Source organism: Vibrio sp. YQ_11, assembly GCF_043103065.1.
GTDB classification, from domain to species: Bacteria; Pseudomonadota; Gammaproteobacteria; order Enterobacterales; family Vibrionaceae; genus Vibrio; species Vibrio parahaemolyticus.
On sequence record NZ_JBICJM010000035.1, the window covers coordinates 132,935 to 144,571 of the forward strand.

The 11,637-nt window shown below is 45.3% G+C and carries 12 protein-coding genes; 9 read left to right on the forward strand and 3 right to left on the reverse strand.

What is annotated here, in order from left to right; genetic code table 11:
- Positions 1-34 precede the first annotated feature (34 nt).
- The 3 genes from ACF8EG_RS14040 to ACF8EG_RS14050 are packed head-to-tail and all read left to right on the forward strand — an operon-like array spanning position 35 to position 2,765.
- Positions 35-262 (forward strand): FeoA family protein, encoded by a 228-nt coding sequence (locus ACF8EG_RS14040; protein WP_005455496.1) that lies wholly within the window; start codon positions 35-37, stop codon positions 260-262.
- Positions 262-2,538 carry a Fe(2+) transporter permease subunit FeoB gene (feoB, locus tag ACF8EG_RS14045; RefSeq protein WP_069507286.1) on the forward strand — a complete coding sequence of 759 codons (2,277 nt, stop codon included), beginning with the start codon at positions 262-264 and terminating at the stop codon, positions 2,536-2,538. The genes ACF8EG_RS14040 and feoB overlap by 1 nt, the downstream gene beginning before the upstream one ends.
- On the forward strand, positions 2,535-2,765 hold the full coding sequence (locus ACF8EG_RS14050) for a FeoC-like transcriptional regulator (RefSeq protein WP_005496063.1): 231 nt from the start codon (positions 2,535-2,537) through the stop codon (positions 2,763-2,765). Before feoB ends, ACF8EG_RS14050 begins: the two co-directional genes overlap by 4 nt.
- Positions 2,766-2,882: 117 nt before the next feature.
- Here the strand turns inward: ACF8EG_RS14050 and ACF8EG_RS14055 are convergent, their stop codons facing one another.
- Both ACF8EG_RS14055 and argS read right to left on the reverse strand, forming a co-directional pair.
- A complete protein-coding gene (locus ACF8EG_RS14055; RefSeq protein ID WP_025630920.1) occupies positions 2,883-3,311 on the reverse strand; it encodes an HIT domain-containing protein in 429 nt (142 codons plus the stop codon).
- 125 nt (positions 3,312-3,436) lie between these two features.
- The gene (argS, locus tag ACF8EG_RS14060; RefSeq protein WP_069507284.1) at positions 3,437-5,170 is read right to left on the reverse strand and encodes an arginine--tRNA ligase; all 1,734 of its coding nucleotides are present in this window, start codon (positions 5,168-5,170) and stop codon (positions 3,437-3,439) included.
- 220 nt (positions 5,171-5,390) lie between these two features.
- On the opposite strand from argS, the gene ACF8EG_RS14065 reads away from it, so the two are divergent.
- On the forward strand, positions 5,391-5,990 hold the full coding sequence (locus ACF8EG_RS14065) for a VOC family protein (protein ID WP_069507282.1): 600 nt from the start codon (positions 5,391-5,393) through the stop codon (positions 5,988-5,990).
- Between the two features lie 73 nt (positions 5,991-6,063).
- On the opposite strand, the gene purU is transcribed toward ACF8EG_RS14065, so the two are convergent.
- On the reverse strand, positions 6,064-6,897 hold the full coding sequence (gene purU, locus ACF8EG_RS14070; RefSeq protein WP_005478783.1) for a formyltetrahydrofolate deformylase: 834 nt from the start codon (positions 6,895-6,897) through the stop codon (positions 6,064-6,066).
- A 217-nt stretch (positions 6,898-7,114) separates the two neighbouring features.
- Between purU and ACF8EG_RS14075 the strand changes: the two genes are divergently transcribed.
- From ACF8EG_RS14075 to ACF8EG_RS14095, 5 genes are read left to right on the forward strand one after another with little or no spacing between them, the layout of a single operon-like run.
- A complete protein-coding gene (locus ACF8EG_RS14075) occupies positions 7,115-9,025 on the forward strand; it encodes an ATP-dependent DNA helicase (RefSeq protein WP_025635755.1) in 1,911 nt (636 codons plus the stop codon).
- A 56-nt stretch (positions 9,026-9,081) separates the two neighbouring features.
- The gene (tsaB, locus tag ACF8EG_RS14080; protein ID WP_015296403.1) at positions 9,082-9,783 is read left to right on the forward strand and encodes a tRNA (adenosine(37)-N6)-threonylcarbamoyltransferase complex dimerization subunit type 1 TsaB; all 702 of its coding nucleotides are present in this window, start codon (positions 9,082-9,084) and stop codon (positions 9,781-9,783) included.
- A gap of 51 nt (positions 9,784-9,834) precedes the next feature.
- Positions 9,835-10,140, forward strand: coding sequence for a hypothetical protein (locus ACF8EG_RS14085; RefSeq protein ID WP_005478797.1), 306 nt, complete (start codon positions 9,835-9,837; stop codon positions 10,138-10,140).
- Positions 10,141-10,179: 39 nt separating this feature from the next.
- Positions 10,180-10,737, forward strand: coding sequence for a Slp family lipoprotein (locus ACF8EG_RS14090; RefSeq protein ID WP_005496050.1), 558 nt, complete (start codon positions 10,180-10,182; stop codon positions 10,735-10,737).
- A gap of 5 nt (positions 10,738-10,742) precedes the next feature.
- Positions 10,743-11,597 carry an alpha/beta fold hydrolase gene (locus ACF8EG_RS14095; protein WP_005478778.1) on the forward strand — a complete coding sequence of 285 codons (855 nt, stop codon included), beginning with the start codon at positions 10,743-10,745 and terminating at the stop codon, positions 11,595-11,597.
- The last annotated feature ends 40 nt before the right edge of the window (positions 11,598-11,637 follow it).

Sequence of the window (11,637 nt, forward strand, 5' to 3'; positions counted from 1 at the left end):
ATATTTATCATTAGCAATACTCTTAAGGGCCACTATGAAATTATCAGAAATTAAACCTGGCGATACGGTGACAATTCGTTTGTTAGATGGTCTTTCATCAGATATTAGAAAAAAGCTTATGGTAATGGGGCTACTTCCGAACACAGAAGTTAAGGTGATCAGACGCGCGCCGATGGGAGACCCACTACAAGTTGAGGTACGCGGTGTATCTGTTGCGTTAAGAGAAACCATTGCTCAAAAAATTGAAGTGGAGCGAGTGTAATGCAGTATCAAGTTCTTACCGTAGGTAACCCAAACAGCGGTAAAACCACTCTTTTTAATGGTTTGACTGGTGCCAAACAGCAAGTCGGTAACTGGGCGGGCGTGACTGTTGAGAAAAAAACGGGTCAATTTAAGCACGCGGGTGATGAATTTTTACTGACGGACTTGCCGGGCATTTACTCTCTGGACAGCGGTAACGATAGTAACAGTATCGATGAATCTATCGCCTCTCGTGCGGTGTTGACGCACCCAGCTGATTTGATCATCAACGTGATTGATGCCACCAGCTTAGAGCGCAGTCTATATATGACGCTGCAACTTCGTGAGCTTGGTCGTCCGATGGTTGTTGTTCTCAACAAAATGGATGCGTTAAAGCGTGAACGTCAGATGATCAACATTGCCGAGTTAGAAAAGACGTTAGGTTGCCCAGTGATCAGTTTGTCTGCCACTAATAAAGCACAAGTTGCTGAGTTTAAAGAAAAGCTCCACAAAGCCATAGTTCAGGGTGTTGCGCTAACAGACTGCTCTTTGAATTACGGCGATAAGATGGAAGCAGCGATCGAGCATATTTCTTCTCTATTTAACGATCAAACCGTTTCTCATCGTGCATTAGCGATTCGTGCTCTAGAAAAAGACACGATGGTTCTCAATAGCCTTTCCGATCTTGATAGAAGCAAAGTACTGGAAGCGATTGCGACTTTAGATTTGGATATTGATTTACACGTTGCGGATACCAAATACACACATCTGCACGAACAATGTAAAAAAGTTCGCCGCAGTGAAGGCAAACTCAGCCGCAGTGTTACCGAAAAACTTGATCAGTTTATTTTGAACAAGTGGGTGGGGATTCCATTCTTCTTTGTTGTGATGTACCTAATGTTTATGTTCTCGATTAACATTGGTAGTGCATTTATCGATTTCTTTGATATCGGCGTTGGCGCACTTTTGGTTGATGGCGGTCATCACCTATTGGATGGTCATTTGCCAGTTTGGCTTGTGACGGTTATTGCCGATGGTATTGGTGGCGGTATCCAAACGGTAGCGACCTTTATTCCTGTCATTGCGTGTTTGTATTTGTTCCTCGCTGTGCTTGAGAGTTCGGGTTACATGGCTCGCGCTGCGTTTGTACTCGATAAAGTGATGCAGAAAATCGGCTTGCCGGGTAAAGCGTTTGTGCCGTTGGTTCTTGGTTTTGGTTGTAACGTGCCGTCAATCATGGCAACACGCACTCTAGACCAAGAACGTGAGCGTAAGTTAGCGGCATCGATGGCGCCATTTATGTCATGTGGTGCTCGTTTACCTGTATATGCACTGTTTGCGGCGGCGTTCTTTCCTGGTTCTGGTCAAAACATTGTCTTTGCACTTTATCTATTAGGTATTGTGGCTGCGATCTTCACCGGTCTTTTCTTAAAGCACACTCTTTACCCTGGCAGCAGCGATAGCTTAGTCATGGAAATGCCAGACTACGAATTGCCAACATTGCAAAACGTCGTGATCAAAACTTGGCAAAAGCTTAAGCGCTTCGTACTGGGTGCAGGTAAAACCATCGTTGTGGTTGTTGCTATCCTAAGTTTCCTAAACTCGTTAGGTACAGATGGCAGCTTTGGTAATGAAGACAGTGAAAATTCTGTACTTTCTAAAGCGGCACAAGTGGTAACGCCAGTGTTTGCACCAATTGGCATTCAAGAAGATAACTGGCCAGCAACGGTTGGTATTATTACCGGTATTTTCGCTAAAGAGGCGGTCGTTGGTACGCTAAACAGTTTGTATACGTCGCCAAGTGATGGTGAAGAAGCAGAGTTCGATCTGATGGGTAGCCTAAAAGATGCGGTAATGAGTATTCCTGAGAACCTTGCAGGCTTGAGTTACTCTGATCCATTAGGCATTGAAGTGGGTGACCTAACAGATTCAAATGCGGTCGCAGAAGAACAAGAAGTGGATGCGTCTATCTTCGGCAACATTAAGTCTCAGTTTGTTTCTGGTCATGCCGCGTTTGCTTACTTGATCTTCATCTTGTTGTACACACCATGTGTTGCTGCGATGGGGGCGTATGTACGTGAATTTGGCCATAACTTCGCACGTTTTATTGCGGTATGGACGATGGGTTTAGCTTACCTATGTGCAACGTTCTACAATCAGTTGACGCATTTCTCTGAAAGCCCAATTACCAGCGGTGTCTGGATGGCAATTATTGTTGCAATCTTCATTGGAACTTATCGCGTATTTAAACGTATTGGTAAAAAACAACATGGTGCGTTAGAGGCACAAGTCGCATGATTTTAAATGAGCTTTATCAATATATTGCAGACAAAGGGACGGTCTCACAGTCTGAGCTGGCTAAGCAGTTTGGAATGAGTGAAGACGGTGCGGATGCAATGTTAAGCGTGTGGATCAAGAAGGGTAAAATTAGCCGCTTGGTTGATACCAATAAAGCTCGAGATGTGATGCGTGTGCGTTATGCCGTGACAAAACAAGACGGGTTGTCACTCACTGTTACTATGTAGTGGTTTATCAACCAAAGTTTACAAATAATAAAGCCGCGTCATTTCTGATGCGGCTTTTTCTTTTCTAATCAACAGCCTTGTCGCTGGCAAGCAAATCTCATAGCGGCTGAATATTAATTAAGTTTTATGGAAGATCGAGCTTAGCGACAATACATTTCCAATACGTTTGAGAATCTCATCTTGTTCTTCTTCGCTACGAAACTCGCCGCTTGTGTTTCCCCAAATCGGCCCTGGCCATGCAACGTCGTCCTTAAAGCGTGCGATATGATGAATGTGTAGCTGCGGCACCATGTTACCAAGTGCGCCAAGATTCAACTTGTCAGGACGGAAAGTCGCTTCGAGCGCTTGGCTTACCGCTTGTGATTCAAGTAAAAACTGTTGCTGCTCTTTCATCGGTAAGTGGTGCAATTCTTTTAAGTTGGCACGTTTAGGAACTAAGATGACCCACGGCACTGCATTATCTTTATGTAGAAGTGCAACGCAAAGAGGGAAGTGGCCGATTACTGTGGTGTCTTTTGCCAATTGAGGGTGCAGTTCAAAACTCATTGTGGATATCCGATTCATTTCAATTTGAATTAGTATACGTCAGATAAAACAAAAGGTTGACGCTTTCACGTCAACCTTTGCAATCATTCAGCTTGTGCGACTTAAGTTATCAACTTAAAAGCGGCTTACATGCGCTCTAGCGTTTCGATACCTAGTAGCGATAAACCTTGCTTGATGGTTTTCGCTGTTAGGGCTGCCAGTTTTAGACGGCTTTGCTTAACGGCTTCATCTTCTGCTACTAGAATTGGGCATGCTTCGTAGAAGCTTGAGAATTGACCCGCTAGTTCAAATAGGTAGCTACACATGATGTGCGGTTGGCCTTCACGAGCAACAGATTGAACGGCTTCTTCAAATTGTAGAAGTTTAGCGATAAGCGCTTTTTCTTTTTCGTCAGTGATTTGGATATCACCTTGAAGTTCATCCATCGCTACACCAGCTTTAGCAAAGATAGAGGCAACGCGAGTGTATGCGTATTGCATGTACGGCGCAGTGTTACCTTCAAACGCTAGCATATTGTCCCAATCGAACACGTAGTCAGTAGTGCGGTGTTTAGATAGGTCAGAATATTTAACCGCTGCCATCGCAACTGTTTTAGAGATCTTCTCTTTCTCTTCAGCATCTAGCTCTGGGTTCTTAGATTCGATCAACTGTGCAGCACGAACTTCGGCTTCATCAAGAAGGTCCGCCAAACGAACTGTACCGCCCGCACGAGTTTTGAATGGTTTACCGTCTTTACCAAGCATCATGCCGAAAGCGTGGTGCTCAAGAGATACAGACTCAGGTACGTAGCCCGCTTTACGAACGATAGTCCAAGCTTGCATTAGATGCTGGTGCTGGCGAGAGTCGATGAAGTAAAGTACGCGGTCTGCGCCTAGCTCTTCGTAACGGTATTTCGCACATGCGATGTCCGTTGTTGTGTATAGGAAGCCGCCGTCGCGTTTCTGAACGATAACGCCCATCGCTTCGCCGTCTTTGTTCTTGAACTCTTCTAGGAATACAACTTGCGCGCCGTCATCTTCAACCGCAAGACCTTGTGCTTTTAGGTCTGCTACGATCTTAGGTAGCATGTCGTTGTACATGCTTTCGCCCATTACGTCATCACGAGTTAGAGATACGTTTAGACGATCGTAGTTGCGTTGGTTTTGGATCATGGTTACGTCAACCAGCTTCTTCCACATTTCTGCGCAGAATTCATCGCCGCTTTGCAGTTTCACTACGTAGTTACGTGCTTTCACCGCGAATTCTTCATCTTCGTCGTACAGCTTTTTAGATTCACGGTAGAAGCCTTCAAGGTCCGCCAGTTCCATAGAAACTTCGCCAGACTCTTGTTGTACTCGCTCAAGGTTTGCGATAAGCATACCGAACTGAGTACCCCAGTCGCCGATGTGGTTCGCGCGGATCACTTTGTGACCTAGAAACTCAAGCGTACGTACTACCGCATCACCGATGATAGTTGAACGTAGGTGACCAACGTGCATTTCTTTTGCAACGTTTGGTGCTGAGTAGTCAGCGACGATAGTTTGAGCTTCTTCAACTGCAACGCCAAGGCGTGAGTCAGCCAGTGCTGCGTCAGCTTGTTTCGCTAGGAACTCTTCGCTTAGGAAAATGTTGATGAAACCAGGGCCAGCGATTTCTGTTTTGCTCGCAATACCATCTAGGTCTAGAACATCCAGTACTTTCTGTGCAAATTCTCGAGGGTTAGTACCCAGTTTTTTAGCAACGCCCATTACGCCGTTTGCTTGGTAGTCACCAAATTGTGGCTTTGCTGATTGACGAACAGCAGCAGGGCTTCCTGCAGGTGCGCCAGCGGCTTCTAGAGCCTGAGATACTTTGTCATTAATAAGTGCTTGGATATTCACACGCGTTTCCTTCAATTCAAGGACGAAGAACTCGGCAAAATAGGCGCCGAGTTCTGTTGGAGTTCACAAAAATGGGGCTAATGATAACAACTTTATTGCTTTTCATACAGAGAGGATTTGGGGAAATTTTTACTTTTTCGATTGAATGGAAATGTCACTTTGTTTGCGTTTACTATTGCGCTCAGAGTAAAGAGATAAATCGCCCCAAAAGAGAGCCACAATGACTATTCAACTTGTTGAAAAACGCCTTACGCCTGAACTAATGCTCCAAGACTTAGATGTCTTCATGGGCAAGATTGAAGAGCTTGCAACCCTGTTAAAACTGGATCTGAGCTTTGCTCAAGCTGACCATATTGCATTGCGTATTAATGACCCTGAAACGGCAAAAGCTGCGCATGAGGCATGGAATCAATACGGCAAGGTGATTTCACAAGCGAAAATCAACGGTCGTCCAATTATCGTCATCGAATTCGACACAGCACTCGAAAGCCGCGGCTGGAAGATTGAGTGTCTGGAATTGCCATACCCAGCCGAAAGGAAAACCTATCCAACCGAAAGTTGGGAGCACGTGGAGTTTGTGATTCCATCTCATGCGGAAACCGCAGACGAGTTTTTGGCGGACTTAAAACACACTTACCCAGTGTTTGGTGCGCGTTTTGATGAGTTAGAAGAATTGGGTGTGAAGATCAAACTATCGAGCCCGAAAGGGGAAGGTGAACGCTTGAACAACCCAACCGTGGCGTTTAAGTACCAAGGTATTTGTATCAAGCTGCATCCGCATTCGCTCAAGCGTATAGTGGAGTCTGAGCAGGCGGAATAAGCAAATTTTGAACGACTAGAAAGAAGAAAGGGTTGCAAATGAGCAACCCTTTCTTTCATTCAAATGCGTGAACTTAAAGAATCACTGTCTTATTCCCATAAACAAAAACGTGGTCGTTAATTACCTTATTCAGAGCTTTACTCAAAACATTCTTCTCAACATCGCGGCCTGCTTGAGCCATATCTTGTGCGCTGAATGTGTGATCGACTGGAATAACATCCTGCTTGATGATCGGGCCTTCATCTAGGTCGTTTGTCACGAAGTGGGCTGTTGCGCCAATAATTTTTACGCCACGGTCGTAAGCTTGCTGATAAGGCTTAGCACCGATGAAAGCAGGCAAGAAACTGTGGTGAATGTTGATGATCTTATGGCGGTATTTTTCAACAAACGTTGGCGTGAGAACGCGCATGTATTTCGCTAGCACCAAGTAATCTGCATCGTATTGATCGATCACCTCTAACATCTTTTGCTCGTGTTCTTCACGGCTTAGATCTTCGTGCGTCACATAGTGGTAAGGGATATCAAAACGTTCAGTGAGGCCTTGCAACTTATCGTAGTTACCCACCACGGCGGCGATTTCTACATCTAAACTGCCATCGTAATTTTTCATCAGAATATCACCTAAACAGTGTGCTTCTTTCGTTACGAGAATCACGATGCGTTTACGGCGAGAGCCAATGAGAGTGCGTTTTGCACCTTGCGGTAGAGCTTGGTCTAAATCGGCAAGAAACGTTTGGTCGTTGAAGTACCCCTCCAACTCCGTTCGCATGAAAAAGTGCCCACTGGTGTTATCAACAAATTCGTTATTATGAACGATGTTTAGCTGATGTTTGTAACAGATATTAGTAATTTTAGAGATCAAACCCGGTGCGTCAGAACAATGGGTCAACAGTGTTTTCTTTTCCATAAATCAGATACTTCCATGCATTATTTTTCTAGCGTACGAAATATGTGTTTTCCCCAAAAGGGTCAACCGTACTGCAATCTGACTTCATAAATAATCTATTCTTGCCATGGTTTCAACAAATTATCTGTGTTGGGCCGTAAGCTGGCCATCTTACATGCTGATGTCTCTCCCAAACGTCTGATATACTCACGACAATTTTTCTAACCAGATGTCAGGCATGATCGCAAAAACATTTTCCTCTGATGGCGCTTTAGGTAAAGCGATTCCGGGTTTTCAGGCTCGTCAGCCACAAATAGACATGGCTGAAGCCGTCAGTAGTGCGATCAAAGAACAGAGTCAGTTGGTGGTAGAGGCCGGAACTGGTACCGGTAAAACATTTGCTTATCTTGTTCCAGCGTTGTTGAGTGGCAAGAAAGTCATCATCAGTACTGGCTCGAAAAACTTGCAAGAGCAGTTGTACCATCGTGATCTACCGCTGATGGTCAATGCGCTCGGTTTTTATGGTCAAGTGGCGTTATTGAAAGGGCGTTCCAACTATTTATGTTTGGATCGTTTAAGTCGCCAGATGGTAGAAAGCCACACCAACGAATCTGACCCAACATTGTTGACTCAATTGGTGAAGGTGAGGTCTTGGTCTTCAGAGACAAAAACCGGTGACTTAGGTGATTGTGAAGATTTGCCTGAAGACAGCATGATCATCCCAACGATTACCTCGACAAACGATAACTGTTTGGGGAAAGAGTGTCCCAGCTATAGTGATTGCTTTGTCTTGAAAGCTCGTAAACGTGCAATGGATTCAGACATCGTCGTGGTGAACCATCACTTGTTTCTCGCGGATTTAGCCATCAAAGAGACAGGTTTTGGTGAGTTGATCCCAGAAGCCGATGTCTTTATTTTCGACGAAGCTCATCAGCTACCAGACATTGCCAGTGAATATTTCGGACAATCGGTATCGAGTCGCCAAATTCATGATCTCGCCAAAGACATTGAAATCGCGTATCGCACCGAAGCAAAGGACATGCGTCAGCTGCAAAAAGTTGGGGATAAACTGCTTCAAAGCGCGATGGATATGCGCATCGTTTTGGGTGAGCCGGGTTTTCGTGGCAACTGGCGAGAAGCGATGCAGTCTGAATCCATTAAGCGCGAATTGGTTCGTTTAACTGACAGCCTAGATCTGGCGATTGATGTGCTCAAATTGGCACTTGGTCGCAGCCAATTGTTAGATACGGCTTTTGAGCGTGCGAACTTGATCAAAGGTCGAATCGAGCGTGTGTGTGATGTTGACATCACCGGCTACTCTTACTGGTACGATACGTCACCGCGTCATTTTACTCTGCATATTACTCCGTTATCGGTGGCAGATAAGTTCCATGAACAAATTGAAATCAAGCAAGGTGCCTGGATCTTCACCTCGGCAACGCTTGCTGTCTCTGGTGACTTTAAGCACTTTACCGATCGTCTCGGCTTAAAACCTAAACAACAGTTTTCGCTGCCATCGCCATTTGATTATGAAAAGCAGGCTCGCCTTTGTGTGCCTCGTTATCTTCCTGAGCCAAACAGCCCAGGTTTAGCGGACAAATTGGTGAGAATGTTAGCACCAGTCATTGAAGAAAATGACGGTCGTTGTTTCTTCTTATGTACTTCTCACAGCATGATGCGTGAGTTGGGAGAGAAGTTCCGTGAGGTGTTGGATCTTCCGGTTCTTATGCAAGGTGAAATGAGCAAGCAAAAGACTCTTGCAGAGTTTATGGAGCTGGGTAACGCTTTGCTTGTGGCGACGGGGGCGTTTTGGGAAGGGATCGATGTTAGAGGTGACGCACTGAGCTGTGTTATCATCGACAAATTGCCGTTTACTGCCCCGGATGATCCGCTGCTAAAAGCCCGAATTGAAGATTGTCGATTGCGTGGTGGTGAGCCGTTTGCTGAAGTGCAAATCCCCGATGCGGTGATCACTTTAAAGCAGGGCGTAGGGCGTTTGATTCGAGATCAGAAAGATCATGGTGCATTGATCATTTGTGACAATCGCCTTGTCACCCGTGACTATGGCGGCACGTTCCTTGGAAGCTTGCCTCCGATCCCAAGAACACGAGATTTAGAACGTATCAAAGCGTTTCTTAAAGAAGAATAATTAGTCGCAGCCTGTGCTGTGATGTAACCAAATAAAATAGAGTTTTAGAGAGTTAAATGAGCGCAAAAATTCTTGCTATCGATACCGCAACTGAAAACTGTTCAGTTGCACTACTGGTTAATGACCAAGTGATTTCACGCAGCGAAGTGGCACCTCGTGACCACACGAAAAAAGTGCTGCCAATGGTTGACGAAGTGCTGAAAGAAGCGGGTCTAACTCTACAAGACTTGGATGCACTAGCGTTTGGCCGTGGCCCTGGCAGCTTTACTGGTGTTCGTATCGGTATTGGCATCGCTCAAGGCCTAGCATTTGGTGCAGAACTGCCGATGATTGGTGTTTCAACATTGGCTGCGATGGCACAAGCAAGCTACCGCCTGCATGGTGCAACTGATGTTGCTGTAGCGATTGATGCGCGCATGAGCGAAGTTTACTGGGCACGTTATTCTCGCCAAGAAAACGGCGAATGGATGGGTGTTGATGAAGAATGTGTGATTCCACCAGCTCGTTTGGCGGAAGAAGCACAAGCTGACTCTAAAACGTGGACAACAGCTGGTACAGGTTGGTCTGCATATCAGGAAGAACTGGCGGGCCTGCCGTTTAACACTGCAGACAGTGAGGTATTGTACCCTGACTCACAAGACATTGTGATTTTAGCTAAGCAAGAACTAGAAAAAGGCAATACGGTGCCTGTTGAAGAATCTAGCCCGGTTTACCTGCGTGATAACGTGACTTGGAAGAAGCTTCCAGGCCGCGAATAATTAGGAAAAAAATAAAGACGGGGCGGTAGCCCTGTCTTTTTATGGAGCGTTATGGCGTCGATTAATGGTTTACCTCCTTCACTGATACCTGGTACCAACCGTACCAATAAAGTGGGTAAAAAAGGGCAGGTAAAGAAAGCTCAAAATAAGCAGTCTGTTGGTCAACCTTCAAAGGTGGCAAACGCAGTCGCGCATTCCATAAAACAAGTTGATGAGTCCCAAATTCATCGTGCTCAAGTACAATATGATTTGCCGGAAGGTAATGCTCGCAAAGCCATGGAGCAGTACATGGACGTCATGAATCGAGCAAAAAAAGAGGAACTGGCTCAGCTACTGGGTGTCGATATCTATGTATGAATTTCCTCGAATTGGTATTAATAGATTAAATGGTGGTTTATGAAGGTTTTTGGACGGTTGTTTTTGGTTTTGGTTGCCGCTTTTGGCTTGTCTGCATGCAGCTCTCTTCCTGAAGAGTTGAACGCTAGTACAGAGCAAGTCGTTACCGACTATAAGGCCTTTGCTGAGTCTCAAGGAGAGGTCACGAATGATGTTCGCCTCGGCGGTATCATTGCGAAAGTGGACAACTTCAAAGACAAAACACGCCTAGAGATCGTCAATCTACCTATCAATAAATCTGGCAAACCTGATATTGACCAAGAGCCTACGGGTCGTTTCGCCGTGTATTTTGATGGCTACTTAGAACCCGTTGCATTTAGCCAAGGCCGTTTGGTGACCATTGTGGGCAAAGGGGCCGGTGAAGAAGAAGGCAAAATCGGAGAGCATGAGTACGTATTCCCATTAGTAAAAGGGCAGGGGTATCGCCTGTGGAAGATTGAAGAACGAGTGAGAATGTATGACTCTCCTACGTATTTCTATCCATGTTATTCCATCAACTGCCGCATGCTGCGTAATGATTTTCCACAAGATGGTAAAGTAATCAAACAGGTGAAATAAACCAGATGCATGAGCGCCGATTTACTCTCCCAACGGGAGAAATGGCTGCCCTTGAAATAGGTAATGAAAAAACGGCTGACTTGTCAGTCGTTTTTCTTCATGGGTGGCTAGATAATGCCGGAAGCTTCAAAGCGTTGATGGAGCAAATTCATCAATTGAACCCGAAGCTGCATTTGTTAGCTGTCGACCATTTTGGCCACGGCTTATCCAGTCACAAATCCCGCGACAATTATTACCCTTTTCATGATTACATTGCCGATATGTATCAGTTATTGGACGAATTATCGCCAAACAGACTCATGTTAGTGGGGCATTCTCTTGGTGCTTTAATCGCAAGTTGCTATAGTGCAGCGTTTCCTGAACAGGTCGAAGCATTAGTGCAGATTGAAGGTACGGGCCCTTTAACGGAATCTCCTTCAAATAGTTTACAGCGTCTTCGCAATGGTGTGTTAAGTCGAATCCGACAGCAAAACAAACCAGAGCGTGCGTTGGCATCTTTCGATCTGGCGTTAAAATTGCGCATGCAAGCCAACCAATTGAGTGCTGATCAGCTTTTGCCCATTGTGGAGCGAGGGACTGAGTATCGCGACAATAAATGGTACTGGCGACATGATGCCAAGTTAAAGTGTGATTCACTTTACCGCATGGCTCGCGAGCATGCGAATTCGATCACCAGTCAAATACGTTGTCCTCATCTGATCGTATTAGGCGATCAAGGATTTCAGCATTTACCATCTAACCAAGTTGATTGGGGAGAGAATCCACCGCAAGTGGTTTCTGTCGCAGGTGGTCATCACTGCCATTTAGAGCAAATACTCGAAGTCGCAAAGCGAATTCTTGGTGTAGTTAACAAAATTTAAACAAGTGTTTGAGAGTTGCGTGCTCAAGCACGTTCGCTGT

Coding starts and splice junctions, on each gene's coding strand:
- ACF8EG_RS14065 (WP_069507282.1), top strand. CDS start 5,391: ATGACTATTCAACTTGTTGAAAAACGCCTTACGCCTGAACTAATGCTC.
- ACF8EG_RS14090 (WP_005496050.1), top strand. CDS start 10,180: ATGAAGGTTTTTGGACGGTTGTTTTTGGTTTTGGTTGCCGCTTTTGGC.
- ACF8EG_RS14055 (WP_025630920.1), bottom strand. CDS start 3,311: ATGAGTTTTGAACTGCACCCTCAATTGGCAAAAGACACCACAGTAATC.
- tsaB (WP_015296403.1), top strand. CDS start 9,082: ATGAGCGCAAAAATTCTTGCTATCGATACCGCAACTGAAAACTGTTCA.
- ACF8EG_RS14040 (WP_005455496.1), top strand. CDS start 35: ATGAAATTATCAGAAATTAAACCTGGCGATACGGTGACAATTCGTTTG.
- ACF8EG_RS14095 (WP_005478778.1), top strand. CDS start 10,743: ATGCATGAGCGCCGATTTACTCTCCCAACGGGAGAAATGGCTGCCCTT.
- ACF8EG_RS14050 (WP_005496063.1), top strand. CDS start 2,535: ATGATTTTAAATGAGCTTTATCAATATATTGCAGACAAAGGGACGGTC.
- purU (WP_005478783.1), bottom strand. CDS start 6,897: ATGGAAAAGAAAACACTGTTGACCCATTGTTCTGACGCACCGGGTTTG.
- feoB (WP_069507286.1), top strand. CDS start 262: ATGCAGTATCAAGTTCTTACCGTAGGTAACCCAAACAGCGGTAAAACC.
- ACF8EG_RS14085 (WP_005478797.1), top strand. CDS start 9,835: ATGGCGTCGATTAATGGTTTACCTCCTTCACTGATACCTGGTACCAAC.
- ACF8EG_RS14075 (WP_025635755.1), top strand. CDS start 7,115: ATGATCGCAAAAACATTTTCCTCTGATGGCGCTTTAGGTAAAGCGATT.